Origin of the sequence: Lentzea sp. NEAU-D7 (genome assembly GCF_026242055.1) — a bacterium.
Lineage (GTDB): Bacteria > Actinomycetota > Actinomycetes > Mycobacteriales > Pseudonocardiaceae > Lentzea.
The window spans coordinates 1-26,286 of the sequence record NZ_JAPJDL010000034.1; the positions used below are offsets into that span (position 1 = coordinate 1).

General features: G+C 68.0%; 31 protein-coding genes, 4 tRNA genes and 1 pseudogene. 10 read left to right on the forward strand and 26 right to left on the reverse strand.

Annotated elements, in window-relative coordinates:
* Window positions 1–385: 385 nt before the first annotated feature.
* Window positions 386–775, reverse strand: coding sequence for a 50S ribosomal protein L7/L12 (gene rplL / locus ORI60_RS41760; protein ID WP_266043532.1), 390 nt, complete (start codon window positions 773–775; stop codon window positions 386–388).
* A gap of 56 nt (window positions 776–831) precedes the next feature.
* The gene (gene rplJ / locus ORI60_RS41765) at window positions 832–1,386 is read right to left on the reverse strand and encodes a 50S ribosomal protein L10 (protein ID WP_266043533.1); all 555 of its coding nucleotides are present in this window, start codon (window positions 1,384–1,386) and stop codon (window positions 832–834) included.
* Between the two features lie 248 nt (window positions 1,387–1,634).
* On the opposite strand from rplJ, the gene ORI60_RS41770 reads away from it, so the two are divergent.
* Window positions 1,635–2,345: a hypothetical protein gene (locus tag ORI60_RS41770; RefSeq protein WP_266043534.1), complete on the forward strand. Its 711-nt coding sequence runs from the start codon at window positions 1,635–1,637 to the stop codon at window positions 2,343–2,345.
* A 9-nt stretch (window positions 2,346–2,354) separates the two neighbouring features.
* Window positions 2,355–3,125, forward strand: coding sequence for a methyltransferase domain-containing protein (locus ORI60_RS41775; protein ID WP_266043535.1), 771 nt, complete (start codon window positions 2,355–2,357; stop codon window positions 3,123–3,125).
* Here the strand turns inward: ORI60_RS41775 and ORI60_RS41780 are convergent.
* The gene (locus ORI60_RS41780; protein WP_266043536.1) at window positions 3,105–3,983 is read right to left on the reverse strand and encodes an NAD(P)-dependent oxidoreductase; all 879 of its coding nucleotides are present in this window, start codon (window positions 3,981–3,983) and stop codon (window positions 3,105–3,107) included. The genes ORI60_RS41775 and ORI60_RS41780 overlap by 21 nt on opposite strands.
* Before the next feature lie 84 nt (window positions 3,984–4,067).
* On the opposite strand from ORI60_RS41780, the gene ORI60_RS41785 reads away from it, so the two are divergent.
* Complete coding sequence (locus ORI60_RS41785) at window positions 4,068–5,048, forward strand: helix-turn-helix domain-containing protein (RefSeq protein ID WP_266043537.1); 981 nt, start codon at window positions 4,068–4,070, stop codon at window positions 5,046–5,048.
* A 67-nt stretch (window positions 5,049–5,115) separates the two neighbouring features.
* Here ORI60_RS41785 and rplA read toward each other — a convergent pair whose 3' ends face one another.
* From rplA to ORI60_RS41845, 12 genes are all read right to left on the reverse strand, one after another.
* Complete coding sequence (gene rplA, locus ORI60_RS41790) at window positions 5,116–5,826, reverse strand: 50S ribosomal protein L1 (protein WP_266043538.1); 711 nt, start codon at window positions 5,824–5,826, stop codon at window positions 5,116–5,118.
* 78 nt (window positions 5,827–5,904) lie between these two features.
* Window positions 5,905–6,339: a 50S ribosomal protein L11 gene (rplK, locus tag ORI60_RS41795; protein ID WP_030478269.1), complete on the reverse strand. Its 435-nt coding sequence runs from the start codon at window positions 6,337–6,339 to the stop codon at window positions 5,905–5,907.
* A gap of 87 nt (window positions 6,340–6,426) precedes the next feature.
* A complete protein-coding gene (nusG, locus tag ORI60_RS41800) occupies window positions 6,427–7,233 on the reverse strand; it encodes a transcription termination/antitermination protein NusG (protein ID WP_266043539.1) in 807 nt (268 codons plus the stop codon).
* A 40-nt stretch (window positions 7,234–7,273) separates the two neighbouring features.
* Window positions 7,274–7,687, reverse strand: coding sequence for a preprotein translocase subunit SecE (gene secE / locus ORI60_RS41805; protein WP_266043541.1), 414 nt, complete (start codon window positions 7,685–7,687; stop codon window positions 7,274–7,276).
* A gap of 37 nt (window positions 7,688–7,724) precedes the next feature.
* Window positions 7,725–7,797 (reverse strand) — tRNA-Trp (locus ORI60_RS41810).
* Window positions 7,798–8,033: 236 nt separating this feature from the next.
* Window positions 8,034–8,441, reverse strand: a complete 408-nt coding sequence (locus tag ORI60_RS41815; RefSeq protein ID WP_266043542.1) for a MaoC/PaaZ C-terminal domain-containing protein — start codon at window positions 8,439–8,441, stop codon at window positions 8,034–8,036.
* Complete coding sequence (locus ORI60_RS41820; protein WP_266043543.1) at window positions 8,438–8,887, reverse strand: MaoC family dehydratase N-terminal domain-containing protein; 450 nt, start codon at window positions 8,885–8,887, stop codon at window positions 8,438–8,440. Before ORI60_RS41820 ends, ORI60_RS41815 begins: the two co-directional genes overlap by 4 nt.
* A 71-nt stretch (window positions 8,888–8,958) precedes the next feature.
* On the reverse strand, window positions 8,959–9,123 hold the full coding sequence (rpmG, locus tag ORI60_RS41825; RefSeq protein WP_015105301.1) for a 50S ribosomal protein L33: 165 nt from the start codon (window positions 9,121–9,123) through the stop codon (window positions 8,959–8,961).
* Between the two features lie 102 nt (window positions 9,124–9,225).
* A tRNA-Met gene (locus tag ORI60_RS41830) sits at window positions 9,226–9,298 on the reverse strand.
* Window positions 9,299–9,343: 45 nt separating this feature from the next.
* Window positions 9,344–9,416 (reverse strand) — tRNA-Thr (locus ORI60_RS41835).
* A 72-nt stretch (window positions 9,417–9,488) separates the two neighbouring features.
* A complete protein-coding gene (locus ORI60_RS41840; RefSeq protein ID WP_266043544.1) occupies window positions 9,489–12,095 on the reverse strand; it encodes a putative bifunctional diguanylate cyclase/phosphodiesterase in 2,607 nt (868 codons plus the stop codon).
* 157 nt (window positions 12,096–12,252) lie between these two features.
* Window positions 12,253–13,005 (reverse strand): PhzF family phenazine biosynthesis protein, encoded by a 753-nt coding sequence (locus ORI60_RS41845; protein ID WP_266043545.1) that lies wholly within the window; start codon window positions 13,003–13,005, stop codon window positions 12,253–12,255.
* Between the two features lie 30 nt (window positions 13,006–13,035).
* On the opposite strand from ORI60_RS41845, the gene ORI60_RS41850 reads away from it, so the two are divergent.
* Window positions 13,036–13,854, forward strand: a complete 819-nt coding sequence (locus tag ORI60_RS41850; protein ID WP_266043546.1) for a GNAT family N-acetyltransferase — start codon at window positions 13,036–13,038, stop codon at window positions 13,852–13,854.
* A gap of 140 nt (window positions 13,855–13,994) precedes the next feature.
* A complete protein-coding gene (locus tag ORI60_RS41855) occupies window positions 13,995–14,204 on the forward strand; it encodes a hypothetical protein (RefSeq protein ID WP_266043547.1) in 210 nt (69 codons plus the stop codon).
* A 113-nt stretch (window positions 14,205–14,317) separates the two neighbouring features.
* On the opposite strand, the gene ORI60_RS41860 is transcribed toward ORI60_RS41855, so the two are convergent.
* From ORI60_RS41860 to ORI60_RS41870, 3 genes are all read right to left on the reverse strand, one after another.
* Entirely contained in the window at window positions 14,318–14,743 is a 426-nt protein-coding gene (locus ORI60_RS41860) for a carboxymuconolactone decarboxylase family protein (protein ID WP_266043548.1), read from the reverse strand.
* A gap of 82 nt (window positions 14,744–14,825) precedes the next feature.
* Window positions 14,826–15,560, reverse strand: coding sequence for an SDR family NAD(P)-dependent oxidoreductase (locus ORI60_RS41865; RefSeq protein WP_266043549.1), 735 nt, complete (start codon window positions 15,558–15,560; stop codon window positions 14,826–14,828).
* The gene (locus ORI60_RS41870) at window positions 15,557–16,375 is read right to left on the reverse strand and encodes an NAD(P)-dependent oxidoreductase (protein WP_266043550.1); all 819 of its coding nucleotides are present in this window, start codon (window positions 16,373–16,375) and stop codon (window positions 15,557–15,559) included. The genes ORI60_RS41865 and ORI60_RS41870 overlap by 4 nt, the downstream gene beginning before the upstream one ends.
* Window positions 16,376–16,458: 83 nt before the next feature.
* On the opposite strand from ORI60_RS41870, the gene ORI60_RS41875 reads away from it, so the two are divergent.
* Complete coding sequence (locus ORI60_RS41875; RefSeq protein ID WP_266043551.1) at window positions 16,459–16,812, forward strand: winged helix-turn-helix transcriptional regulator; 354 nt, start codon at window positions 16,459–16,461, stop codon at window positions 16,810–16,812.
* 342 nt (window positions 16,813–17,154) lie between these two features.
* Here ORI60_RS41875 and ORI60_RS41880 read toward each other — a convergent pair whose 3' ends face one another.
* Window positions 17,155–17,820, reverse strand: a complete 666-nt coding sequence (locus ORI60_RS41880) for a protein phosphatase 2C domain-containing protein (RefSeq protein ID WP_266043552.1) — start codon at window positions 17,818–17,820, stop codon at window positions 17,155–17,157.
* Between the two features lie 89 nt (window positions 17,821–17,909).
* Window positions 17,910–17,990 (reverse strand) — tRNA-Tyr (locus tag ORI60_RS41885).
* Between the two features lie 119 nt (window positions 17,991–18,109).
* Here ORI60_RS41885 and ORI60_RS41890 point away from each other — a divergent pair.
* Together ORI60_RS41890 and rfbA are read left to right on the forward strand one after the other, a co-directional pair.
* Complete coding sequence (locus ORI60_RS41890) at window positions 18,110–18,601, forward strand: YajQ family cyclic di-GMP-binding protein (RefSeq protein WP_266043553.1); 492 nt, start codon at window positions 18,110–18,112, stop codon at window positions 18,599–18,601.
* Window positions 18,598–19,470: a glucose-1-phosphate thymidylyltransferase RfbA gene (gene rfbA / locus ORI60_RS41895; RefSeq protein ID WP_266043554.1), complete on the forward strand. Its 873-nt coding sequence runs from the start codon at window positions 18,598–18,600 to the stop codon at window positions 19,468–19,470. The genes ORI60_RS41890 and rfbA overlap by 4 nt, the downstream gene beginning before the upstream one ends.
* On the opposite strand, the gene htpX is transcribed toward rfbA, so the two are convergent.
* The 4 genes from htpX to ORI60_RS41915 are packed head-to-tail and all read right to left on the reverse strand — an operon-like array spanning window position 19,467 to window position 21,741.
* Window positions 19,467–20,336, reverse strand: a complete 870-nt coding sequence (gene htpX / locus ORI60_RS41900) for a zinc metalloprotease HtpX (protein ID WP_266043555.1) — start codon at window positions 20,334–20,336, stop codon at window positions 19,467–19,469. The genes rfbA and htpX overlap by 4 nt on opposite strands.
* Before the next feature lie 18 nt (window positions 20,337–20,354).
* A complete protein-coding gene (locus tag ORI60_RS41905) occupies window positions 20,355–20,807 on the reverse strand; it encodes a 4Fe-4S binding protein (protein WP_030478251.1) in 453 nt (150 codons plus the stop codon).
* Window positions 20,804–21,334 carry an NADH-quinone oxidoreductase subunit C gene (locus ORI60_RS41910; RefSeq protein ID WP_266043556.1) on the reverse strand — a complete coding sequence of 177 codons (531 nt, stop codon included), beginning with the start codon at window positions 21,332–21,334 and terminating at the stop codon, window positions 20,804–20,806. The genes ORI60_RS41905 and ORI60_RS41910 overlap by 4 nt, the downstream gene beginning before the upstream one ends.
* Complete coding sequence (locus ORI60_RS41915; RefSeq protein ID WP_266043557.1) at window positions 21,331–21,741, reverse strand: NADH-quinone oxidoreductase subunit B; 411 nt, start codon at window positions 21,739–21,741, stop codon at window positions 21,331–21,333. Before ORI60_RS41915 ends, ORI60_RS41910 begins: the two co-directional genes overlap by 4 nt.
* Before the next feature lie 311 nt (window positions 21,742–22,052).
* Here ORI60_RS41915 and ORI60_RS41920 point away from each other — a divergent pair, with 311 nt between their 5' ends.
* Window positions 22,053–22,997 (forward strand): LysR family transcriptional regulator, encoded by a 945-nt coding sequence (locus tag ORI60_RS41920; protein WP_323056001.1) that lies wholly within the window; start codon window positions 22,053–22,055, stop codon window positions 22,995–22,997.
* Window positions 22,998–23,075: 78 nt separating this feature from the next.
* Here ORI60_RS41920 and ORI60_RS41925 read toward each other — a convergent pair whose 3' ends face one another.
* Both ORI60_RS41925 and ORI60_RS41930 read right to left on the reverse strand, forming a co-directional pair.
* The gene (locus ORI60_RS41925) at window positions 23,076–23,225 is read right to left on the reverse strand and encodes a hypothetical protein (RefSeq protein WP_266043559.1); all 150 of its coding nucleotides are present in this window, start codon (window positions 23,223–23,225) and stop codon (window positions 23,076–23,078) included.
* Between the two features lie 148 nt (window positions 23,226–23,373).
* Window positions 23,374–23,724, reverse strand: a pseudogene (locus ORI60_RS41930) (transglycosylase SLT domain-containing protein); the annotation flags it as partial.
* 1,035 nt (window positions 23,725–24,759) lie between these two features.
* Between ORI60_RS41930 and ORI60_RS41935 the strand changes: the two are divergent.
* Entirely contained in the window at window positions 24,760–25,710 is a 951-nt protein-coding gene (locus ORI60_RS41935) for a GNAT family N-acetyltransferase (protein WP_266043560.1), read from the forward strand.
* Window positions 25,711–26,286: the final 576 nt, after the last annotated feature.

Consider the following 26,286-nt stretch of genomic DNA (forward strand, 5'->3'; position numbering starts at 1 on the left):
TGGGGTCAAGTCGACACGCTTTTCGTCGACTTGACCCCACCCCTCAGGTGTGGCCCGCTCTTGGTGCGGCTTGTGATGGGACCCCACCGCCAACGCACCCAGCAACGCAACCGGCAGCCGCCCAACTCAACAGGCATGCCATCAACCCGCGCACGGCGCGGGCCCCCTGATCAGATTGCCGGGGGTCTGGGGGCGGAGCCCCCAGGGAAAGCACGCAACGCGACCAGGCCGCCCGCAAGGCGACCACCCCCAAACCCGCCGCCCGCAAAGCGACCACCCACCAAGCCCGCGACCAGAAAACACAAAAACGGGCGCACACCCCCACAGGGGTGCACGCCCGTTCAAGCACTACAAGGCAGAACGCCAGCCCCCGAAGGGGCTGAGATCACTTGACGGTGATCTTGGCGCCGGCAGCCTCGAGCTTCTCCTTGGCGGCGTCGGCGACGTCCTTGGCCACGCCCTCGAGGATCGCCTTCGGAGCGGACTCGACGAGCTCCTTGGCCTCCTTCAGGCCCAGGCCCGAGACGACCTCGCGGACGACCTTGATGACCTGGATCTTCTTGTCGCCGGCGGACTCGAGAACGACGTTGAACTCGCTCTGCTCCTCGGCCTCGTCAGCGCCACCGGTGGCGGGGCCGGCAGCGGCGGCAACGGCGACGGGCGCCGCGGCGGTGACCTCGAAGGTCGTCTCGAACTGCTTCACGAACTCGGACAGCTCGAGGAGGGTCATCTCCTTGAACGCGTCGAGCAGCTCTTCGGTGCTGAGCTTCGCCATGATCGGCGGTCCTTTCTAATCTCCCGCGCGAAAGCGTCGGGCGTGTCTTTGGGTGATCAGCTTTCGGCGGGAGCGTCGGCCTCGGCGGCGGGAGCCGCAGCGGCCTTCTTCTCCTGCAGGGCAGCGGCCAGGCGAGCGACCTGGGAAGCCGGGGCGTTGAACAGACCCGCGGCCTTGGCCAGGTTGCCCTTCATCGCGCCCGCGAGCTTCGCGAGCAGCACCTCACGGGTTTCGAGGTCCGCGATGGCGGTGACCTCTTCGACCGAGAGCGGGCGGCCATCCATGTAGCCGCCCTTGATGACCAGGGCCTTGTTGTCCTTCGCGAAGTCGCGGATCGCCTTGGCGGCGTCGACGGGCTCGCCCTCGACGAACGCGATGGCGGTCGGACCGGACAGAAGGGCCTCGAGGCCCTCCACACCGGCGTCCGCAGCGGCCAGCTTGACCAGCGTGTTCTTCGCGACGGTGTACTTGGTGCCCGCGCCGAGAGCGCGACGCAGCGTGGTGAGCTGCGCCATGGAGAGGCCACGGTACTCGGTGACAACCGCTGCCGAGCTGGTGCGGAACTGGTCCGCAAGCTCAGCGACCGCCGTAACCTTCGTGGGCTTCGCCATGATCGCCTCCTCTCTGGGCTGGGTTTAGACCGCCGGCCTGGAGAAGGTCCCGAAACAACAAAAACGCCCTCGCGCACAAGCAGCACGGGGCGTCACACAAGAACTGAGCCTCGTCCTCCCTGCGCGGGCCGCCCGTGTTGCAACGGGGCCTTCGTTCTCCTCGCGGAGAAAACCTGCGGTCTTCGGTAGAACCATCCAAAACAGTACTCGACTGTGTCCTGCCGCTCCAAATCGGCATGATGTGACGTGTGACCGACGAGCCCGGCAAGGACCTCGCGCCCCGCCAGCCGCCCACCCCGCAGCCACCCGCCCCGCCGGTGGACCCGGAGCAGCTGCGGCAGTTCCAGGAGTTCCAACGCTTTCAGGAGTTCCAGCGCTACCAGGAGGCGACGGGCCAGGCACCGCAGGCGCCGAAGCAGCCCGGCGGCAAGCGCTGGTGGCTCGCCGTGCTCGGCAGTGGCATCTTCTGGCGCGCGCTCTTCTTCCTCCTCGTCGTCTTCTCCGCGGTCTGGGCCTACAACCACTTCTTCGGCGTGGACGACCCCGGTGACATCGCGCAGGACAGCGGCGGCGTGACCGGCGCGGCGCAGGGCCTCACCGCACCGGCCGGGCTGCAGGGCACCGTCGGCATGTTCTACAAGCACGTGTCGTTCGCCGACACGACCCGCGCCTGCACGCTCTTCCTGCGCGACGACACCCGTCAGAAGTTCGCGAACGCCTATGGCGCAAGCGATTGCGCCGCCGCGATCAAGGACCTGAAGACCAAGGTGACCAGCGTCGACAGGTACCAGCAGGTGATGTTCCCGCCGGACATGCTCAAGACGCCGACGACCACCAAGGTCACCATCGACTCCTGCGCACTGACCGTCGAGGGCGGCCCGCGCCTGGGCACGTTCGTCGTGGAGAAGGTCGGCGCGGGCTGGGTCATCACCGACTGGTCGCCCAGCACCTGTGGTTGATTGGGGTGCATGGCAAACGCACTGGGGGTGCCCAGCCCCGACAAGGCCGAGTACATGGCGGACGCCGCCGAGCTGGGCCGTGACTACAAGCACCAGCTGCTGCTCTCGCTCGACCTGAGGCACGGCGACACGGTGCTCGACGTCGGCTGCGGCCCTGGCATGGACTTACCGGTGATGGCCGACGCGGTCACGACGTCCGGCCGCGTCATCGGCGTGGACGTGGACCCGGTGATGGTGGCGGCGGCCAGAAGCCTCCTCGACTACTACCCGCAGGTGGACGTCCGCCAGGGCGACGCCCACGCGCTCCCCGTGGACGACGGCACCGCCGACCGCGCTCGCATGGACCGCGCGTTGCAGCACGTCGAGAGCCCGTCCGACGTTCTCGCGGAGCTCCACCGGGCCCTGAAGCCGGGCGGCCTGCTGCGCATCGCCGAACCCGACTGGGACGCCCTGGTCGTCGACGGCGACCTGGAGATGAACAGGGCGTTCAACCGGTTCGTCTGCTCGACCATGGTCCGCAACGCCACGATCGGCCGCCGGCTCGGGCGCCTCGCGCGGGAAGCCGGCTTCGAGGTCGAGGACGTCCGCGCGGCGACGACGGTGCTGCGCGACTTCCCCAGGGCGGACTACACCCTCGCCCTCACCCGCAACACGGAACGGGCGATCCGCGCCGGCGCCATCGAGCGCGCGGACGGTGAGCGCTGGCTGGCCGACCTGCGCGAGGGCGGCTTCCAGGCCTCGGTGACGATCTTCCTGCTGTCAGCCCGCAAGCCCCTGTGACGCGACGCCCAGCGACTCGACGGCGCGGGCGAGGCTCTCCTCCCCGCGCCCGGCGTCGACCTGCCGGTCGACGAGCGCCTTGAGCGAGTCGAGCGCCGCGAACGGAACGCCCTGCGCCGCGGCCGCGCGGATGAGCGTGGCCAGCCCCGTCTGGTTCATCGCGAGGCTCGACTCCGCGTTGTCGTAGCTCTCGCCGTCGATCTCCGCGGCGAACGTGGAGAGCGCGGGGTGGAGGTCCGTCAGCCACGACAACAACATCGGCGTGAGCTCGGTGGTCTTGATGCCGTTGGCCCGCGCCAGCGCCGCCGCGTGCAGGAAGCCGCCGATCAGGCCGTACATCCCGGCGAGGATCGCCACGTCGTACCCGGAGGCACGGCCGGCGTCGGCCCCCAGGAACGTGACCTTTCCCAGCAGTCCCAACTGCTTCCGCCAACGCTCGGACACGGCCGGGGAGCCGCTGTAGATGATCGACGACGCATCGGTGCCGATCGTCTGGGGCACCGCGTACACGGCGCCGTGCAGGTACTCGGCTCCGTTCGCCACGGCCCAGCCGGCCAGTTCACGGGCCTCGTCGGGAGTGCCGGAGGTGAGGTTCACCAACGCCCGTCCGCGCACGTCCACGCCGCTGAGAACCCCTTGTGCCGCTGGGTGGTCGAGCACGGCGACGATCACGAGCCCACTGGCCGCGACCGCCTCCGCCGCGGTCCCGGCGACGACGGCGCCGGGCACCTTGAGTTCGGAAGCCTTTGCGGCAGAACGGTTCCAGACCGTCACGGGGTGGCCCTCCCGCAGGAACGCCTCCGCCAGCGCGCGTCCGAGGTTGCCGAGACCCAGCACGGTGATCGCTTCAGATGTCATGCCTCCAGCCTCGCCGCGGGTGATCAACTCGACCAGTGACTGGAATGACCCCTTTCGCCAAATTCCTGCCATAGGCTGGATCGCATGAGCGCTGGATCAGTCGCCCTGGTCGTTCCCAGCGACTTCGGCGTCGCGGACCTCTACGAGCTGGGCATTCCCGCCGCCGTCTTCGGCACGCCGCAGCCCGACCTCGCCGACCCCTGGTACGAGTTGTGGTTGTGCGGCACCGGGAACCGCAGCCGCGACACCATGCCGGGCTTCACCCTCAACAGCGCTCATGGGCTGGAAGACATCGTGAACGCGGACACCGTCATCGTGTCGTGGGTGCCGGACGAGGTCTTCGAGGAGAACGCGCCCGTGCCGCCCGAGCTGATCTCCGCACTGCGCAGGGCGCACGACAACGGCGCACGGATCGTGTCGGCGTGCGTCGGCGCGTACGCACTGGCCGAAGCGGGCCTGCTCGACGGGAAGAAGGCCACCGCGCACTGGATGCACACGGCGCTGCTGGCCGAGCGCTACCCGAAGATCGACGTCGACGCCTCGAAGCTCTACATCGACGAAGGTGACGTGCTCACCAGCGCGGGCATGAGCGCCGGCCTCGACCTCTGCCTGCACCTGGTCCGCCGCGACCTGGGCGCCCACGTCGCCAACCAGCTCGCCCGTCGGATGGTCGTCCCCGGCCACCGCCCCGGCAACCTGGGCCAGTACGTCGACCTCTCGGTTCCCGCCAGCGACGAGGAGGGCCTGACCCCGGTGCTCGACTGGGCCCGCGCCCGCCTGGACGAACCGCTGACCATCGAGGCTCTCGCCCGCCGCGCCGCGATGAGCCCGCGGACCTTCTACCGCAGACTTCACGCCACCACCGGCACGACGCCGTTGCAGTGGCTGCTCAACGAACGCATCACGCGGGCGCAGGCGTTGCTGGAGTCGACCGACCTGTCCGTGGAGAAGATCGCGGCACTGAGCGGCATCGGCACGGCGAACAACCTCCGCCACCACTTCCTGAAGCAGGTGGGGCGCTCGCCGAGCGACTACCGGCAGGAGTTCGGACGACACCAGTCCTGACATGCGAAAAGGCCCCCGGCGAACCGGGGGCCTTCTCAGGAGCTCACTAGCTGCGAACCGGGGAGGCTCAGGCCTCGTCCGACAGCATGTTGCGGGTGCGGTTCGGGTCGACCGGGATGCCAGGGCCCATCGTCGTGGAGACGGTGACCTTCTTGACGTACCGGCCCTTGGCCGCGGACGGCTTCGCGCGGAGGATCTCGTCCAGCGCGGCCGCGTAGTTCTCGACCAGCTTCTCGGAGTCGAACGACACCTTGCCGATGACGAAGTGCAGGTTGGCCTGCTTGTCAACGCGGAAGTTGATCTTTCCGCCCTTGATCTCGTTGACGGCCTTCGAGACGTCGGGGGTGACGGTGCCGGTCTTGGGGTTCGGCATCAGGCCACGCGGGCCGAGGATGCGGGCGATGCGACCGACCTTGGCCATCTGGTCGGGGGTCGCGATCGCGGCGTCGAAGTCGAGCCAGCCACCCTGAATGCGCTCGATCAGGTCCTCGGAGCCGACAGCGTCCGCACCGGCGGCCTCGGCCTCAGCGGCCTTGTCACCGGTTGCGAAGACGATCACGCGGGCGGTCTTGCCCGTACCGTGCGGCAGATTCACGGTGCCGCGGACCATCTGGTCGGCCTTGCGAGGGTCGACGCCGAGGCGAATCGCGACCTCGACAGTGGCGTCGAGCTTCACCTTGGACGTTTCCTTGGCGAGCTTGGCGGCCTCCAGCGGCGAGTACAGCCGCTCCCGGTCCACCAGCTCTGCGGAGGCCTTGTAGGCCTTGCTGCGCTTCATGCTCTGTCCTTACCGTGGATCAGTTCGTGGTGATGGAGCCGCGCTCGGCTCTCCCACGCTTGCTAAAAGAGGGTGTGGTCAGCCTTCGACCGTGATGCCCATGGAACGGGCGGTGCCGGCGATGATCTTCGCCGCCTGGTCGATGTCGTTCGCGTTCAGGTCGACCATCTTGACCTGCGCGATGCTGCGCACCTGCTCCATGGTCACCTTGGCGACCTTGACGCGGTGCGGCTCGCCGCTGCCCTTGTCGACACCAGCGGCGGCGAGGATGAGTCGCGCGGCCGGAGGGGTCTTCAGCTTGAAGTCGAACGAGCGGTCTTCGTACACGGAGATCTCAACCGGCACGACCTGACCGCGCTGCGACTCGGTCGCGGCGTTGTAGGCCTTGCAGAACTCCATGATGTTGACGCCGTGCTGACCCAGCGCGGGACCAACGGGAGGCGCCGGGTTGGCGGCACCAGCCTTGATCTGCAGCTTGATGATCGCTGACAGCTTCTTCTTCTTGGGAGGCATTGTCCGTACTTCCTGTTATTGCAGTGTCCGCGCGCGGCTCTGCCAGCCGCAGCGTGGCCGATCGGTCTTCCGGTCAGGGAAAACCGCTCAGATCTTGGAGACCTGGCTGAACGACAGCTCGACCGGCGTTTCCCGGCCGAAGATCGACACCAGGACCTTCAGCTTCTGGCCGTCCGCGTTGACCTCGCTGATCGTGGCGGGCAGCGTGGCGAACGGGCCGTCCATGACCGTGACCGACTCGCCGACCTCGAAGTCGACCTCGATGGTCGGCTTCGACACGGTGGTGGAAGCGGCCTTCTTGCCCTCGGCCGGCTTCTGCTCCTGCTGCGGGAGCAGGAACTTCAGCACCTCGTCGATCGTGAGGGGCGAGGGCTTCGACGTGGCTCCGACGAACCCGGTCACGCCCGGCGTGTTGCGGACGGCGCTCCAGGACGCGTCGGTGAGCTCCATGCGGACCAGGATGTAGCCGGGCAGCACCTTGCGCTGCACCAGCTTGCGCTGGCCGTTCTTGATCTCGGTGACCTCTTCGGTCGGCACCTCGACCTGGAAGATGTAGTCCTCCATGTCGAGCGTGTGGATACGAGTCTCGAGGTTCGCCTTGACCTTGTTCTCGTAGCCGGCGTACGAGTGCACGACGTACCAGTCGCCGGGCGCGCGGCGCAGGGCCTGGCGCAGCTCTTCGGCGGGGTCTTCCGGCTCTTCGTCGATCGGCGTCTCGTCGATCGCGAGAACGTCGGCGGCCTCGGCGTCCTCTTCGGACTCGTCCGCGGTGCCGTCGGCCTCGGAGTCCACAGCCTCCGACTCGACCGTCTCGTCGGCCGCGATGTCCTCGGACACCTCGTCGTCGATGAGGTCGGTCTTCTCCTGGGCGTCGACGCCGTTATCGGAGGTCACTGTGGATCTCGCTTCCTGATTGCAGCGGCAGCTGTCCGGCTCAGCCGAACAACTCGAAAACAGCCGCGCCGAAGCCGAGGTCGAGAGCCCACACCAGCGCAACCATGAAGACCACGAACACCAGCACGACGCCGGTGTAGGTGACGAGCTGCTTGCGCGTCGGCCAGATCACCTTGCGGAGTTCGCCGATGACCTCGCGGATGTAGCGGAAGAACCGCCCGATCAGCGAGGGACGCTTCTCCTGTCCTTCACGGGTCTTGGTCGGGCGACCCTTCTTCGCGTCCTCGTCCGAGGAGTCGGACTTGGCGACGCTCTTCTTCGACTCAGCGCTGCTGCCGTCCTTGCGGGCGGCCGGGCGAGAGGAGGCACGACGCTCACGCCGCGCCGCAGCAGTGGACGGCCGGACAGCGCCTTCGCGCTCCTCCGGCTGGTCCTGCTCGCGGCCCTCGCTCATGCCGTGCCTCCACTCCACCCATGACGCGCTTCGACAGCAGGGGCGACAGGACTTGAACCTGCAACCTGCGGTTTTGGAGACCGCTGCTCTGCCAGTTGAGCTACACCCCTTTGAGATCCCGATCGGGATCCCCTGGCCAAGCAGGAAGTGTACGGGAGCTTGCCCCGTCCATTCCAACCAGACCGCTCAAGCACTTGCCGAGCGGCCTGTCGCACAGCCTACCCATATGCGAGCCGAGAACACGAATCAGGGTCGTGCAACCGCGGTGCCACGCGGGCCAGAATCTCCCGTGAGCACCGCAAACACCACCGGACCGAGTCGCCCGGTGGTGTTCTTGATCACAAGATCAGCCGACCCGCACGCGGGCGAAGGCACCCGTCAACACCGACTTGCCGTCAAAAGCCGCGTTGATGTTGACCTTCACAGTTCCGTCCTCGAAGTCCTTGGTGACCTTCGCCGTCACCTCGACGAGCGCGCCCTCGCCGTCGTTGGGCACCACGACGGGCCGGCCGAAGCGGCAGCCGTACTCGACGATCGCGCCGGGGTCGCCGATCCACTCCGCGACGATCCGCGAGGCCACGGCCATGGTCAGCATGCCGTGCGCGATCACGTCCGGCAGGCCGACGTCCTTCGCGGTCTTCTCGTTCCAGTGGATGGGGTTGAAGTCCAGCGAGGCGCCGGCGTAGCGCACCAGGTCGTCGCGCCTGAGGCGCACGGACAGCGCCGGCAGTTCGGTGCCAACCTCGTACGTCACGCGTCTTCTCCCCTCACGACGAGCATCGACTTGGCGGTGGTGACGGGCTCGCCGCCGACCGTGCTGATCTCCGTCCGCACGGTCACCATGTCGTTGCCCATGCGGGACGTGATGGCGTCGATGTGCGCCACGCACACGAGCTGGTCGCCCGCGGTGATGGGCCGGTGGTGGACGAAGTTCTGGTCGCCGTGCACGACGCGGCTGTAGTCGAGCTGCAGCTCCGGGTCGAACATGACCGTCTCGTTGGTCTTCATCGACACGACGATCGCGAACGTCGGCGGCGCGATGACGTCCCTGTGCCCCAACGCCTTCGCGGCTTCGGCGTCGCGGTAGGCCGGGCTGGTCGCGCCGATCGCCTCGGCGAACTCGCGGATCTTCTCGCGGCTCACGTCGTAGGGCTGCGACGGCGGATAACTGCGTCCGATGAAAGCGGGGTCGAGAGGCACCGGAGGAGCCTATATGCGACGAGGCCCGCCCCACGGTGTGGGACGGGCCTCGTCGAAGACCGGTTACGCGCTCAGCGGGTTTCCTTGTGCGCGCGGTGCGTCTTGCAGTTCGGGCAGAACTTCTTGATCTCCAGGCGGTCCGGGTCGTTGCGCCGGTTCTTCCTGGTGATGTAGTTCCGGTGCTTGCACTCCTCGCACGCGAGGGTGATCTTGGGGCGTACGTCGGTTGCAGCCACGGTCCTTGCCTTCCTGAGAGCACACGTACCCCGGAGGTCCAGTACGGGCTTACCGCCTGGCGGGGGTGAGCAGCGAGATTGCCGCCCGGGAATTTTGCTGAGTAGCGGTGGCCGGACTTGAACCGGCGACACAGCGATTATGAGCCGCTTGCTCTACCAACTGAGCTACACCGCTTTACACAACTCAAGCCGCAGCGCTCAGCACTGCGGCCAGTTGTAGAGCCCCTTTACGGAATCGAACCGTAGACCTTCTCCTTACCATGGAGACGCTCTGCCGACTGAGCTAAAGGGGCCAGCTCTTCGTTCCTGCTGACACGTAGAACTCTACAACACGCCTCAACCAAGAACGAAATCCGGGGGGTGCCTTAGTGCACCAGCGTGAGCACCGTCTCATCCCGAGCACCCCTGACCTGCACCGTTCGGGCGCGCAGCCAGGCCTCGAAGCGATCTTCGGACAGCGGGCGGGAGATCAGGTAGCCCTGGGCCACGTCGCAGCCCATGCCGACCAACTGGTCGCGCGCGGCGTCGTCCTCGACGCCCTCCGCGACGACCACGAGACCGAGCGAGTGCCCTAGCTCCACGATCGACCGGACCACGGCCATGTCGCCGAGGTCCGTGCCCATCCCGAGCACGAACGACTTGTCGATCTTCACCTCGTCCACCGGCAGCTGGCGCAGGTACGCCAGTGACGAGTAGCCGGTGCCGAAGTCGTCGACCGCCAGCACGACGCCGATCGCGTGCAGGCGCCTCAGCACCGGCAGAGCGCGCTCGGGATCGGCCATGACGCCCGACTCGGTGAGCTCGAAGGTCAGCAGCCCCGACGGCACGTCGTGGCGTTCCAGAGCGGCCTCGACGCGGTTCGGGAAGTCCTCGTCGCCGAGCGTCCGCACGGAGAGGTTCACCGCGATGGACATCCGCAGGCCGCGGTCGAGCCAGCGGCGCACGCGTTCCAACGCGCGGTCCATCACGAAGTCCGTCAGCACGTCCACGAGACCGGTGGCCTCGACGGCCGGCACGAACTCGTCCGGGTCGACGCGGCCGAACTCGGGATGCGTCCAGCGCACCAGGGCTTCCGCGCCCACGACCTGACGTGAGGGCAGGGCGACCTTCGGCTGGTAGTGCACCGAGATCTGCCCGGTCTCGACGGCCTGGCGGAACTGCGTGACGAGCTGGAAGCGGCGCAGGAACAGGTGGCCCATCGACGGCGCGTAGGCCTTCACGGGCGTGCCCTCGGACGTCGCACGCACGGCGACATCGGCGCGCTGCAGCAACGCGTCGGGGTCCGGGTCCTCGGTCTCGGAGTCCGCCTTGGACGCGTACCCCACGACCGCGGAGGCCTCGACGGTCAGGCGGTCGACCGGGTACGGCACGGAAAGCCCGGCGCGCAACCGCTCCGCGGTCTCGTGGGCGGTCTGAGCGCGCTCGTCGTCGAGGTAGGCGGCGAACGCGCCACCCTCCAGGCGCGCCAGCGGCACGTCGGCTCCGAGGGCGTCGCGCAGCCTGCGGCCGGCGGCGACGACCATGCGGTTGCCCCAGGCCTGGCCGAGCGCGTCGGAGACCGTCGACAGGATGTCGAGGTCTATGCGCAGCACCACTGCCTTCCGGGACTCGCGCAACGGCTCGGCGCACGCCTCGCGGAAGCCCGCCCGGTTGAGCAGGCCGGTCAGCGGGTCGTGGTAGGCGTCGTGGCGCAGGCGGGCGAGCAGGCGGCGGTTGTCGACGGCCGTCGCGAGGTGCGAGGCCAGCGTGCGCAGCAGCTGGATGTCCGCCTTGCCGAAACCGCGCCAGCGCGACAGCCGGTCGTGCGCCTCGACGGCACCGAGCAGCTGGGTCGCGCCGCGCAACGGGACGACGAGGGCTTCCTGCGCGTCGCGGCGCAGCAGGGCCTCGGTGACGTCCTCGGTCGCGTCGGCCACGCGGTAGTAGCGGACGTGCGTGCCCGGCAGCTGGAGCACCGGGTCTTCGCGCACGGCACGGGGGTCCGTCGCGGTCATCTCGTCGGGCAGCGGTTCGCCTGCGACGAGGGTGATCATGGCTTCCTGCGGGTCGGTGCGCAGGCGCAGCACGACCCTGTTGGCGTTGAGCTGCTCGCGGATGCGTTCCGCGATGAGCTGCCACTCGTCCTCTTCGACGCCCGTGGTGAGGTCGTCGTCGGGCTGGCGCGGGCCGGTGCCGTGCTGTCCCGACCGCGCGACGCGGAGGCTGACCTCGCTCAACGCCTCCAGGTCGCGCTGTTCGCGAAGGAGCCCGGAGTAGGCGAGGTAGGTGGCCACGATGCCCGCGAGCACCAGGATGATCAGGGCGGCGCCCCACGGCGTGGTGGCGACGATCTGGTAGCCGACGAGGCCGGCCGAGGTGTTCAGCAGCGCGACGACGAGCGTCTGCAGCACGAGACGGACGCTGTTGCCCACGCGCATCGACTTGCCCATGAGGCGCAACGCGCAGAGGCCCAGCACGCTCGCGAGGAGCGGCACGGTGATGGTGCCGACGAAAGCCCCGGCCCAGAACGGACCGCCCGCGCCGATCATCCGGTTCACGGCCTCCGCGGCGGCGAACGCCACGGAGATCTCCATGAACATGAGGCCCGCGTTGTAGACGGCCCGGTCGAGGATCCGCCTGCCGAGCAACGTGCCCACGCCGGCGACCACGTGCGCGGCGAGCACGATCTCGAACGGCGCGACGAGCAGGCCCAGGACCAGCGGGATCTCGGTGAAGGAGATCGTCCACGCGACACCGCTGCGGACGTCGACGTTGATCGCGAGCTGTTCCGCGAGCAGGAAGCCGACGACGAGGAGGGGGCCGATCCAGAAGAGGGAGGTGGTCTCCTTCTCCGGGAGCCAGGCCGCGACCATGCCCGCGCAGGCGACGCCGGCCACCAGGAGGGTGACGGCGAACGCGCTGAACGCGCGGTTGGTCGACTTGGCCGACCAGGCGGCCGAGTCCGACACGGGGGCCGACGCTCGGTCGGACATCCAGCCTCCTCGTCGGCCTGGGTGGGGGACCTCTAGGCGTGACTGAGGGGTCCCGCACTTCTCGATCAGGACCCCTCCAGGGGCACCAATGTACCCCGCTCGGGGGACGAAATGGCAGGTCGAGCACCCCTAGTGACTTTGATTCACCCAGACGTGACTACACGCTCAGCCGTCCCCGGAGCACCGTCACGGCCTGCCCCGAGAGCAGTACGCGATCTTGCGCGAGGGTCGTCCTGACGAACCCTCCGCGCGGCGACGCCTGCTCCGCCAGCAGGTCAGCGCGGTGAAGCCGAGACACCCAATAGGACGCAAGGGTGCAGTGGGCCGATCCGGTGACGGGGTCCTCCGGGACGCCGGCAGCTGGGTAGAAGCACCGGCTGACGATGTCCGCGTCGCCGTCTCCGACCGCCGTCACGATTACTCCGCGTGACGGGATTTGTGCCAGTCCTTGGACGTCAGGTCGCAGGGAACGGACTTCCGCCGCGCTTTCCAACTCGATCAGGAAGTCGAACCGCCCGCGCGACACGGACTTGATCGTCGCATGTGGCAGCGCTTCCGCTAGACCGATTGGCGGGTCAGTCAACTCTGGGGGGTCCGCCGGGAAGTCCATCCGGATCCACCCATCGTCATTTGCGCATGTGAGCACCCCACTACGCGTGGTGAACGCCTGCTCTCCGCCGAGCACGTGCGCGGTGGCGAGGGTGGCGTGCCCGCAGAGGTCGACCTCGACCTCCGGCGTGAACCAGCGGAGGTGGTTGTCGGGGGTGACGAACGCCGTTTCGGCGTGCTTCATCTCGGCGGCGACCTGCTGCATCCAGGCGTCGTCGCGCGGCTCGGTGAGGAGCACGACCGCGGCGGGGTTGCCCGCGAAGGGCTTGCTGGTGAACGAATCCACGACGTAGATCTCCACCCTCACGACACTGCCATGATCAGATGGGGCGTGAGCGAGATTTTCTCCTACCGCGAGAACGACCCCGACTCCCTGCTCCCGACCTGGGGCCCGCTGCGCACGCACGGCCTGACCTGGCAGCCGGGCTGGGACCTGCCGGCGTTGCTCGACGAGTGGGACGCCCGCCTCACCGGCCTGGACGACCCGGACACCGCGGCGGTCGTGCAGCTGCCCAGCCACGAGACGGGCGACTCGCGGACGTTGATCAGCCGGGGTTTCGCGCCGCTCACGGTGGTGGCCGAACGCCTCGCCGGCCGTTCGCCCGCGCCGCGACCGTCCGGTGTGGACATCCGCGCCGCCACGGCCGCCGACCTGGACGTCGCCGTCGAGCTGAACCTGCACACCGTCCGGTACGACGCCCAGTTCGGCCTGGTGACCGAGCGCCCGAACACCGTCGAGCACCTGCGCACCGCGCTGGCCGAGGTGCTCTGCCGCGACCACGAGGCGATGTGGCTGGCGCTCAGCGGCGACACGCCCGTCGGCATGGTCTACGTCGACATGCCGCAGGACGCGGGGTGGATGGAGAAGTACGCGTCGGCACGGCCGTTCGCCTACCTCGGTCATCTCGGCGTGCGGCCGGACATGCGCGGAACCGGCGCGGGCAGCGCTCTCGCGGCTCACGCGCACGGCGTCCTGGACGCGGCCGGGGTGGCGTCGACCCTGCTCCACCACGCGTTGCCGAACCCGCGCTCGACGCCGTTCTGGTACTCGCAGGGCTACCGGCCGCGCTGGACGATGTGGGTTCGCCGCCCCGCGCTGCGCTCTTCCTCCGGCGTGTCGGCGCTACCCGAACGGCCTAGTGAGACATGATCTACCCGTTCACACAAGCGAAGAACCCGAACGAACCCGTACTTGTGGAACGAATCCGGACTCTATTTCGACAAAGGGGATAGCGGATTCGGACACCACTTCTGGGGGTCGAGATGGAACTCAGCGGAAGAGCGAGAGCGATGCTGCGGGCTGTCGCCGCAGGACGTGCCGAGGTCACCGGCGGCACAGAGCCCGACCTGTACGTCGACGGGCTGCCCTGTTGCGACCGCATGGCGACGCACGACCTCGTCCACGCGGGACTGCTGCGCCCCGCGCAGCCGACGAGCTTCGGCCTCCGGGTCTGTGCGGAACTGACCGACGACGGCCGTGCGGCACTCGCCGCGATCTGACCCGCGTGTTGATCGCCCGGTGATCGAACATTTGTTCGACATGGGGTAGGCTCCGCGCTGAGGCCGGCACGCAAGAGAGAGGAAGCTCTTGCGCGCCGGCTTCACCTTTTCGCTCAGGCCACCTTCTGCGCCGTGGCCACGTTCATGCGGTTCCACAGGTTGATCGCGCCGATCGCGATCACGAGGCCGGCGAGCTGTTCCTCGGTGTAGTGCCTCGCCGCCTCGTCCCACACGTCGTCGCTCACGTGCACGTGCGTGACCTGCTCGGCGAGCGCGAACCCGGCCTTCTCGGCGGCGGTGTAGTACGGCACGTCCCGCCACCCCGCGACGGCGTAGACCTTCTCGTCCGCCACGTTCGCCTCGCGCAGCAGCCTGGTGTGGTAGTCGATGCACGTGCCGCAGCCGTTCATGATGCTGACGCGCAGGCAGATCAACTCGACGTAGTCCTTGTCCAGACCCGTCTTCCCGGCTGCCTCCGACAGGTCCAGCAGTGCCTTCATCGCGCCGGGCACGGACATGATCGGGTTGGCGATCCTCATCTTCGTTCTCCCTGTCTCGTCGTCTTCCGCTCTCTCGACCCGGCGGGCGGCGAAGGTGTGACAGGTCGTCCGAAGATTTTTTCTAGGCGTTGATCCCCTGGCCCAGTCCGCCGTCGACGGCGAGCTCGGCACCGGTCGTGAAGGTGGCGTCGAACCCCAGGAACAGCACCGCGTCCGCGACCTCGTCCATCGTGCCGTGGCGCTTGAGCGGCGTGATGCGGTCGCCCACCTCCTTGAACTCCTGCAGCACCTCGGGCGGCGCACCGACGACACCCATGGACGGGGTGTCGATGAAGCCGGGGCTGACGACGTTGACCCTGATCCCGCGCGGGGCGAGCTCCGCGGCGAACCCGCGCGCGAAGGACCGCACCGCCGCCTTGGCCGCCGCGTACAGGGTCAGCCCCTCCGCGCCCTGCTCCGTGGCGACGCTGGTCGTGAAGACGATCGCGCCGCCGTCCTTGATGAGCGGAGCCAGCTGCTGCGCGGTGAAGAACGCGCCCTTGGTGTTGATGTCGAACGTGCGGTCGTAGTCGCGCTCGGTGGCGTCGGGAAACGCGGTCAGCGTCGAGTAGCCGACGTTGATGAAGAGCAGGTCGATCTCCTGCAACCGTTCCCGCACCTCGGATCCGAGCTTGACGATGTCGTCGAGGTTCGCCGCGTCCGATGCGACGGCGTGGGCCTTGATCCCCTCGGCCTTCTCCGTGCTGCGTCCCGTGAGCAGCACCTCGGCGCCACCCTCGATCAGCTTGTCGACCGTCGCCCGGCCCATGCCGTGCGTGCCGCCCGTGACGACGGCCTTCTTGCCCAGGTACTTCACTTCCGGATCTCCTCGATGACACTCGCGATGCTGTGCGCGCCGTGGCCGTTGCTCTGGGCGCGTTCGAACAGGTCGTGCAGGGCTTGCGGGAGGGTGGTGTCGAGGCCCTGGTCGCGGTTGGCCTCGGTGAGCATGCGCAGCCCGGCCACGTTGATGTCCAAGGCGGACACCTCGGTCTCGTACTGCCTGGTCTGCGCCTCTTCGCCCATCTCGGGCAGGAGGGTGCTCATCTCGCTGAGCCAGCTCATGGCCATCGGCGTGAACCGGGCCGGCTCGACGCCCTCGGTGCCCATCAACGCGATCGCCTGCAGGTAGCCGCCGAACGTGGCCCACATGATGCCGAGCAGGGCCAGGTCGTGGAGCGCGGCGAGCCCCGCGTCCTCCCCGACGTACACGGGTTCGCCGAACGCGTGCAGCACGTGGTGGTTCTCGCTGCCGCTGAACAGGATCCTCGCCTGCTCGGTGCCGATCTGCTGCGGTACAGCCATGATCACGCCGTCGACGTACTCGACACCGTTGGTCTTCGCCCACTCCGCGGTGGCGCGGGCCTGCTCCGGCGTGCCGGACGTCAGGTTGACGAGCGTCTTGATCCCGTTGGTGAGCAACGGTTGCTGAACGTCGTACGTGGACAGGCAGGTGACGACGACGTCGCTTTCGAACGCCTCTTCAGGCGTGGCAACACTTCTGGTGTTGGGCAGTGCTTTGGGCGTGCGGTTCCACACGGTCACTTCGTAGCCCTGGCCGACCAGGGCCTTCGCCAGCGCGCTGCCCATCCGGCCGAGGCCGAGCACGCTCACGGTTTTCTTGATCCCCATGCCGTGAATGCTCGTTCCGACACTGGCGGATCGACAAGTACCTACTATTTTGTCAGGTACCCACTTTTTGGTAAGGATCCAGCATGAAGCCACGACAGTACTCGTGCGGCCTCGACGCGGCGATCGACGTGATCGGTGGCCGCTGGAAGGCCCTGATCCTCTGGGCGTTGCACCACGGCCCCAAGCGCACGGGCGAACTGCGCAGGTCCGTGTCCGGCATCAGCGAGAAGATGCTGATCCAGGTGCTGCGCGAGATGGAGGCCGACGAGATCGTGCACCGCGAGGTGTTCCACGAGGTCCCGCCACGCGTCGAGTACTCGCTGACGCCGCTGGGAGTGAGGCTGAACGAGGCGCTCGACGCGCTGGGCAACTGGGGCGAGGAGAACATGCGGGCGATCGCACGCCGCCGAGGCGTCGAGCCCGCGCCCAGGCATTGAGCAGCAGGCGCTCCGCCCAGTCCGGCAGGACGTGACCGCGGGCCTTGGCCGCCTCCCGCACACGGATCCTGAGAGGTCCGGGCAGGCGAGCCACGTCCATCCGTTGCTTGCTGCGGGTCCGCCCGGCCAGCAGGATCCGAGCCGCACCCGCGTCGTCCTCGAGCTCCCCGTGACCGCTGTCCCACTTCCAGGCGAGCGAAACCCCGTGGTGCATCACGGCAACCGTGAGGCGCTCCCCTTGCGCCTCGAAGAACTCGAACCGCACCTATCCCCTGCACGCACACCCGTAGCCCGGCAACGAGCTGACCGCCATGGCCACGCCGAGCGCGAAGAGCCCGACCGTCACCGGTCGAAGTACACGACAGTCGCGTCGTCGGAAATCTTCTTGCGCGGCCATTCGACGGCCTTGGCGTCTTCCTTTTCGACCGCGCGCATTCTGCGGATGAGGTCGTCCGGGCCGTTCGCCGCCATCAGTTCGAGCGCCTGACGCCAATCGAAGAGGTTGAACAGGTCGACGGCCCGCGCGGCCCCGTCGGACAGGATCGCGACGCGGCGCACGTCCTGCAACGGCACCTCGCCCGTCAGCGCGTGCTCGACGTCAGCGACCTTCGCACCGGCCGTGCGCTTCGTCTGCGTGTCGGTCACCACGAGCAACTCGCGCTTGGTGTCGACCACGACGGTCGCGTCCCCGAGCACCAGGTACCGCAGCACGTCGTCCTTGGTCTGCACCATCGCGATCGCCACGCTCGGCGAGTCCGGATGATCGAGGTCGCAGGTGCCGGAGTGCAGCTCAGCGGCCTGTTCGACGGCCTTCGCCAGCGCCACGCCGGGTTCCAGGTGCGCGAACCGCAGGATCTCGCCGGAGAGCTGGTCGGCGAACCAGCCGACACCGTGCTCGCACCCGGTCTCGGGCTTGGCCGTCACGCCGTCGAGCACGGCGAGCAGGTTCGGGCCGACGAGCGCCCGGTCCTCGCTCGGCGCCGTCGTTCTGCCGGCCTCTGTTGCCATCTGCGCACGCACTGAGATCCCCCTCGGTCCGCTACGTCGGTACGACGATGGGCCCCTGACCTGTCGGTCAGAGGCCCATCAGTCTTGCGTGGCGGGTAGAGGATTCGAACCTCTGTAGCTTTCGCGACGGATTTACAGTCCGCTCCCATTGGCCGCTCGGGCAACCCGCCCCACACCGCCGTAACGGTGCGGGCAGAACAATACATAACCCCTTCGGGAGGCCCCAAATCGGGGTCCCCCAGTAGCATCGACGCTGGCTGTGATCCCGAGATCGTTGAGGAGTGAAGTCGTGGCGGACCCGTCGTTCGACGTGGTGAGCAAGGTGGACCGGCAGGAGGTCGACAACGCGCTCAACCAGGCCTCGAAGGAGCTGAGTACCCGCTTCGACTTCCGCGGGACCAACACCACAGTGGCCTGGGCCGGCGAGGAGGCGATCACCTTCACCTCCGAGACCGAGGAGCGCTGCAAGGCGGCGATCGACGTCTTCCAGGAGAAGCTGGTCAAGCGCAACATCTCGATGAAGGCGTTCGAGGTGGGCGAGCCCGCGATCTCCGGAAAGGTGTTCAAGGTCACGGGAAACCTCGTGCAGGGCATCACGTCCGAGAAGGCCAAGGAGATCGCCAAGAAGATCCGCGACGAGGCGCCCAAGGGCGTTCAGGCGCAGATCCAGGGCGACCAGTTGCGGGTGTCCGGCAAGAAGAAGGACCACCTGCAGGACGTCATCGCACTGCTGAAGAACTCCGACTTCGGCATCGCCCTCCAGTTCACCAACTACCGGTGAAGGGCATCGTCCTCGCCGGTGGCAGCGGGACGCGCCTGCACCCGATCACGCAGGCCGTCTCCAAGCAGCTGCTGCCGGTGTACGACAAGCCGATGATCTACTACCCGCTGTCGGTGCTCATGCTGGCCGGCATCCGCGAGGTGTTGATCATCTCCACGCCGACCGACTTACCGCTGTTCCGGCGGTTGCTCGGTGACGGGACCCAGTGGGGCATGGCCTTCTCCTACGCGGAGCAGGCCGCCCCGAACGGGCTCGCGGAGGCGTTCCTCATCGGCGCGGACTTCGTCGGTGACGACGACGTGGCGCTGGTGCTGGGCGACAACATCTTCTACGGCCAGGGCTTCTCCACCACGCTGCAGCACCACGCGTCCTCTTTGGACGGCTGCGTGCTGTTCGGCTACCAGGTGAAGGACCCCGAGCGGTACGGCGTGGGCGAGGTCGACGCGACGGGCAAGCTGTTGTCCATCGAGGAGAAGCCCGCGAAGCCGAAGTCGAACCGGGCCATCACCGGGCTCTACTTCTACGACAACGGTGTGGTGGACATCGCGCGGCAGCTCAAGCCGTCGCCGCGCGGCGAGCTGGAGATCACCGACGTCAACCTCGCCTACCTGCGCGAGGGCCGGGCTCAGCTGGTGGACCTCAGCCGCGGGTTCGCGTGGCTCGACACCGGCACGCACGACTCGCTGCTCGAGGCCGGGCAGTTCGTGCAGGTGCTGGAGCACCGGACCGGCGTGCGCATCGCGTGTCCTGAGGAGATCGCGCTGCGCATGGGCTTCATCTCCGCGCAGGAGTGCTACGCGCTCGGCGAGAAGCTCGGCAAGTCCGGGTACGGCGAGTACCTCATGGCCGTGGCGAAGGCAGGGCGTTAACCGGCCCTGCGCGCCATCTCCTCGAGCCTGCGGATGCGGTCGGCGATCGGCGGGTGGGTCGAGAACCACTTCGCGAGCTGTTCCCCCGAACGGAACGGGTTCGCGATCATCAGGTGGCTCTGCGACACCACCTCCGGTTCCGGTGCGAGCGGCGCCGCCCGCGTCCCCAGCTCGATCTTGCGCAGGGCTGAGGCCAACGCCAGCGGGTCGCCGGTGAGCTCCGAACCCGACTGGTCGGCCTGGAACTCGCGCGAGCGGCTCACGGCCAGGCGCACGACGGTCGCCGCGATCGGGCCGAGCAGCGCGATCAGCAGCAGCCCGAGCGGGCCGGGGCCGTCGTCGTCGGAGTCGCCGCCGCCGAAGATCCCGGCGAACAGGGCCAGGTTGGCGAGCATCGTGATCACGCCCGCCAGCGCGCCGGCCACGCAGCTGATCAGGATGTCGCGGTTGTAGACGTGCGCGAGCTCGTGGCCGATCACGGCGCGCAGCTCGCGTTCGTCGAGCAGGTCGAGGATGCCCGTGGTGCAGCAGACGGCCGCGTTGCGCGGGTTGCGGCCCGTCGCGAACGCGTTCGGCGCGACCGTCGGGCTCAGGAAGAGCCTGGGCATGGGCTGGCGCGCCTTCTGCGACAGCTCACGCACGATGGCGTAGAGCACTGGTTGCTCCACTTGCGACACGGGCACCGCCCGCATCGCGCGCAGCGCGATCTTGTCCGAGTTGAAGTACGCGTAGGCGTTCACGCCCAAGGCCAACACCAGGCCGATGACCAGTGCCGTCCGGCCGAACAAGCTGCTGACCAGCACGATCAGCGCGCTCATCCCGCCGAGCAGCACGGCCGTCTTCAACCCGTTGAAGTGCTTGTGCACGGTTTTCGCCTCCGGGTTTCACGTCCTACCCCTCAACGAACCAGGCCGCCGTCCGGTTCCTGTCGCCGTTTCGGGCGCGGCCTCCGCGGCCGGGTCGAGCGGCGGTGGCGGCGGCACCTTCTCGACCCACGTGGACAGCACGTCCCGTTCGTGGACGAGCTCCGCGACGGCACCCTCGCCGTCGATCGAGCCCGTGCCCGGATAGCCGAACTCCGGCGCCCAGTGCAGGGCGTCGAACGGGCAGACCTCGACGCAGATGCCGCAGTAGAGACACTGGCCGTAGTCGATCGCGAACCGGTCGAGCACGTTGCGGCTGCGCGGGCGGGCGCTGCCGGGCTGCTGCTCGACCTCGGTGTGCGACGTGATGTGGATGCACCAGTCAGGACACTCGCGCGCGCAGATCATGCAGACCGTGCAGTTGGCCTCCAGCAGCGCGATGACGCCCCTCGTGCGCGGTGGAAGGTTCGTCACGACGTGCTCTCCTCTTCACGGCGCGGGCCCCAGGACGGGTCCGGAACGCCAGGTGGTGCGGTGCGGCGGCGGCTCGGGGCGCTCGTGTTGTCCTCGCCGGGCTCCAGCGCGCCCGGCCAGGGGCGCACGACGCGAGAAGCCAGCACGAAGTCCTTGCGCAGCGGGTGGCCCTGGAAGCTGTCCGGGAGCAGCAGGTGTTCAGGCTCGCCGTCGACCGCGACGCCGAACATCTCCGCGGCTTCGCGCTCGTGCCACCGCGCGCCCTTCCAGAGGTGCGCGACGCTCGGCAGCGCGTCGGCCTCGGTGATCTCGGTCCGCAGCATCACGCCCTCGCGCGTCCGCGGGTTGATCACGTGCAGGAACACCGCGTGGCGCTGACCCGCCGCACCCGGCCGGCCCGCGTCCTCGACACCGAGCCAGTCGAACATCACGCAGCCGTCGGCGTGGTGGGCCGCGGCCGTGGCGAGCCAGTCGGCGAGCTCCACGTGGTGGACGGTCTGGCCGAAGGCCGTCTTGGGGGTCGTCACGCGTTCACCAGCTCGTGCAGTGCCTTCAGGCCTTCGAGCAGTGCTTCGGGTCGCGGCGGGCAACCGGGGACGGCGACGTGGACCGGCAGGGCCTGGTCGATCCCCTTGGTGACGCTGTAGGAATCCCAGTACGGACCACCCGTGTTGCTGCAGGCGCCCACGGAGATCACGTAGCGGGGTTCGGGCATGGCCTCGTAACTGTGGAGGACAGCGGGCAACATGACGTCCGTGACCGTGCCGGAGACAACGAGAACGTGCGCCTCGCCGGCGCCGTCGACCGGCGTGACGCCGAGGTCGGGAAGGCGGTCGAGAGCTGCCATCACTTCGACCCCGCAGCAGGCGAGTCCGAGTTCGAGCACGGTGACCTGGTAGGTGGTGCCCCATTCCAGGCGAGCGGAAGCCGTCACAACTGGCGAGGGTAATACTTGGGGGCCCGCCGGCTCGCGCCTGGCGGACCCCCACCCCCCAATGATTCCCCCCGGAATCGGCTCCCACGCGTGGTCGCCGCAGATAGTTTTGTACACCGCGAGATAAGTGTCCAGGGATTTGCCAACAGGATCTGCAGATAATTTGTCGGCGAAATGCGGTCAAGTTCAGTTCAACTGATCGACAGAACACAAGAGAGGTCCCGATGTCCGGCTCGTCCCAGTTGGTGCTCCCCACCAGCACCTCGCTGCACCGTTTGCTGAACATGCCCGGTGCACTACTGGATACCACGATGGACCAGCTCAGGACCCTCCTCACGGTGCACGAGACCCGTTCGGCCCTACGCGCGGCGCGGGCGCTGGGACGTGAGCAGTCGAGTGTGCAGAAGCAGCTCGACACGTTGAACAGGAACTTCCTGGAACTGTGCGGCGAAGCACTCGTGGTGAAGCAGGGCCGCGGAAAAGACGTGCTGTTCACGCCGACTGGTGAGTCACTCGTCGAATTGGCGCGGGAGACGCTCGCGGAGTGGCTGGACGGAATTCACGAGTGCCGCCGCAAGCTCGGCACGACCGTCACCGTCGGCACGACGCGATACATGCTGGACACGCTCGCGAAGGCGTGGCACCACGTGGCGGACGAGTTCCGCGAGCGCGACGTGGACCTCAAGGTCGTGCACATCCGCACCAAGGACATCTGGACGAAGCTGGAGACGCAGGAGGTCGACGTCGTCTGCGGCAGCGTCGTGACGCGGGCCGGCCAGGGCTGGGAACGCCCCGAGTTCGAGGTGATCCAGTGGCGGAGGGGCGGCCTCGCCCTGCTGACGAACCTGCCGGAGACGGTCGTCGGGGACCGCGTGCGCGTGCCAGCGTTGCGGTCGGTGCCGCTGGTCGTGCCAGGCGCCGGACTGATCGCCGAGTTCCTGCGCGGCTGGTTCGGCCCCGACTACCGGCAGGGCCTCGACATCGCCGCGGAGATCGACGAGATCCAGTACGGCATCTCCCTGCTCCGCTCCAACCTGGTCAAGGGCGCGATGATCGTCACGTCCGGCCTCGGGGTGGTGGCGGCGAACAACGAACTGCGCGAGGGCAGCGGCCTGCGCGTGGTCCAGCTCGCCGACGACTCGCTGGAACGGCTCGTGGGCGTGTTCGCGCGGACCGACGCGCTCGCGAAGCACCCGGCGGACCACCCGCTGAAGCTCCTGTGGGCCGCGTTCCAGCAGGAGGCTCCTCCCCTGTGAGCGTGGCGCTGGTCGTCCCCACCTCGGACGAACAGAAGCGCCCCGGCCTCGGCCGGGGCGCTTCTGTCGTTTTTCTGGCTACTTCTTCGCGGGTGTCATGGCGTCGTGCTCAGGCCTGCGTTGCTCGACGTTGGGACGATATTGGGCCTTGGCCATCTTGGCCAGCCAACTCGTCGCCTCCGAGCGGATCTTCTCCAGCTCGTCGTTGCGTGCCTGTTGCTCGTTCATCGGCCACTCCCTGCGTTCGGGGATCGCGTTCGATGGGAGCACTACCGGGCGTGTGCCCGCTAGGGCCGCCATGCTTGTGGGTGAACCTGTTTGACAGCATCGTCCGCCGATAGGTTTCCCGCACCCCGACACGGCGTATTCCGCTCCTTTAGTACCCCCGGTACCCGCCGCCGAGGTTCATGGAGACCAGACCCGGGTGGTTGTGGAAGCCGCCGTAGCGCGCGTAGGTGTAGCGGACACCCGCGATGATGTTGTCGACCGGCGCGAGGATGTTGTCGTACCCGGCCAGCTTGTACGCGCGGAACGTCGGGTCGATGCACTGCATCAGGCCCTTGGACGGCGTGCCGCGCAGCGCGTTGGAGTCCCAGTTGTTGACGGCGTTGGGGTTGCCGTTCGACTCCTTCATGATGATCGTGTAGATCTCGTCGATGGAGCCGTTGTCGATGTTGGTGCCGTTGGCCTGCAGGATCTTGATGGCTTCCTTGATCCAGCCCTCGACCTCGCGCTGCTTGGCGGGCTTGCGCATCTCGATCTGACGCTCGGCCTCGGCCTTGGCGGCGGCCTCGCGCTGGGCGTGGGCGTCCGCGGCGACCTTCGTGGCCTGCTCGAACGTCTGCTGCGCGTACATCTGCTGGAACTGCAGAAGACGACCGACCTGGCTGCCCGGGTTCACGTCGTGAACCGTCTGGATGGTCTTGGCCTGCTGGTCGGGAACAGCGCCCAGCTCGGCCGCACCCGCGGCGAGTTCGGTCGAAGGACCGCTGGTGGCGGCGTTGGCGATGGCCGCGGTGCCGGCGGCGACACCTGCGGCGACGACGATCGCGCTCACACGGTGGGCAAGCGGGACCTTGTCGTCCTCGACGCGGTGAGCGCCGGGCTTGACTTCTTGTCTGGGCACGACCGTGTACACGGTTCGGCCATCGGCCTTGCTGTGCCGGGCCAAGGGGGAGCCTCCTGCGTCGGGGAGCTTGGCCACCGGGCTGTCTCGGCGGGGGATTCCGAGCCGGACTTCGGACCCTGACTACCAGGGGTCCTGTGTCCTGCCGGTGACCAAACCGTTATCGGCGGGCGAGAACGTAACCTCGCGTCACGAGCGCAGGCAAGCCTGAGCGCCCGATGGGTGACTCTCGTCACGTTTCCGATGAGCTGGGCTATCCGTTGCTGACAGACAGTCAACTAGCCGCGTGAGTCCTGCGTAAGTTCATCGTTGTCTCCTGACGAACTGGCGGAGCTGTCTGTTAGTTCGCTGCTAGTCCGGCTCTCGTTATGGGTTACGTCCACGACCACGCGATCGAGTGATGCCGTCACGCTTCGTAGCTTTGCTGGGGTGCGGGGTGCTGACCTGCGGGGACTTGATCGCTGGACAGCGTTTTTCTGGGTCTGACGAGGGGTACGGAGGAGCGGCCCGTCCGGTTCACCCGATGTTGTGGGTTAACTGTTGCGTTTTTGCTCGAGCGCCTTGGCCCTGTGGCCAGTTCGCCGCGGACCAGACAACTGAGGCGACAGCCCGCGCGAGCCTGGCTACGTTCCGCCCATGATCGAAGGCCTCACGTGGCGCCCGCTCACCCGAGACGACGCCCAGACGTCAGCCGACCTCCTCAACGCGATCGAGGCCGTCGACAAGATCGGCGAGAACTACACGGCGGAGGACACCCTCACCGAGCTGGTCGACCCGTACGCGGACCTGGAACGCGGCAGCCTCGCGGCCTTCGACGGCGATCTCATGATCGGCTACATGAAGATCCAGTACCGGCCGACCGCCTCGGAGGTCCACCGCGTCTCCCTGGACGGCGGCGTCCACCCGTCGTACCGCCGCCAGGGCGTCGGCACCCGGCTGGTGCGGGCGGGCATCGAGTCGGCTCGCGTCCTGCACGAGCTGCACCACCCGGCGCTGCGGCTCGCGATCAACGTCCACAAGGCCGAGCACATCTCCGGCCTGCCCGAACTCCTCGGCGCCGCCGGCTTCACCCCGGTCCGCTACTTCCAGCGCATGGAGCACGCGCTCCGCGACGTCGGGCCGTCCGACGACCCGCGGATCGAGCCGTGGTCGGAGGCGACCGACGAGGAGTTCCGGCACGTGCGGAACGAGGCGTACCGCGAGAACTGGGGCTCGACGCCGATGCCGCTAGAGCTGTGGAAGAACAAGGTGACCAACCAGACGTTCCGGCCCTCCGCCAGCTTCCTGTGGCGCGACGCCGGCGGGGTGGCGGCAGGCCTTCTGGTGACGATGAACTGGGAGGCCGACACGGAGGCCACCGGGGTTCGTGACGCGCACTTCATGGTCATCGGCACGTTGCCCGGCTATCGGAACCGTGGCGTTGCGAGCGCTCTGCTTGGCCATGCGCTTCGGGCGGCCGCGTCGCAGGGTTATGACCGCGCGCTGCTGAGCGTGGACTCGGAGAACTCCACTGGGGCGTTCGGCATCTTCGAGCGGGCGGGCTTCGCCTCGACGATGCGCTTCGTGCGGTGGGAGCTGGGCCTCTAGCGCTTGATCTTGCGGCGCAGTTCCTCCGGCGTGATCCACTCCTTGCCGCGGTGGATCATGCGGTGGCAGTTCGAGCACAACACCACGAGATCGGTGAGCCGCGCCTTCGTCGACATCGGTATCCAGCGTCGGCAACCCGGCCAGGTTGCCCGCGCGGTACTCCAACCGCAGCGCCTCGGCCTGCAGATGCATCTCGACGGGGGTTCGGAGGAACTCGGCGAGCACCTCCCAGTCTCACCTGCCTCCGTTATCGGGTGCTTGGCCGAAGCTCTCATGCCGCTGCCGGATGTTCTCGCCCTTGCGAGCCACGGCGCCCGTCGTGCAGAACCTGCTGCCCTGCTGTTCCGACGAGTGCATCGGCAGGCCCCCGCAGCGTCTCCGAGAGCTCGCGGACTTCCGGGTGCTCCTCCAGCAACCGGTGCCACGGCCTCCCTGCGGGAAGGCGGCCTTGGGCGTGTCAGGCCAGGTCAGCACAGCTGCATCACCCGATCGAGGAAATCTGTGGTGACGGGAGTAGACATTGTCCGGCAGGTGTGGGTAATCTTCTCCTCGTTGGACGAGAGAGAACATGACACG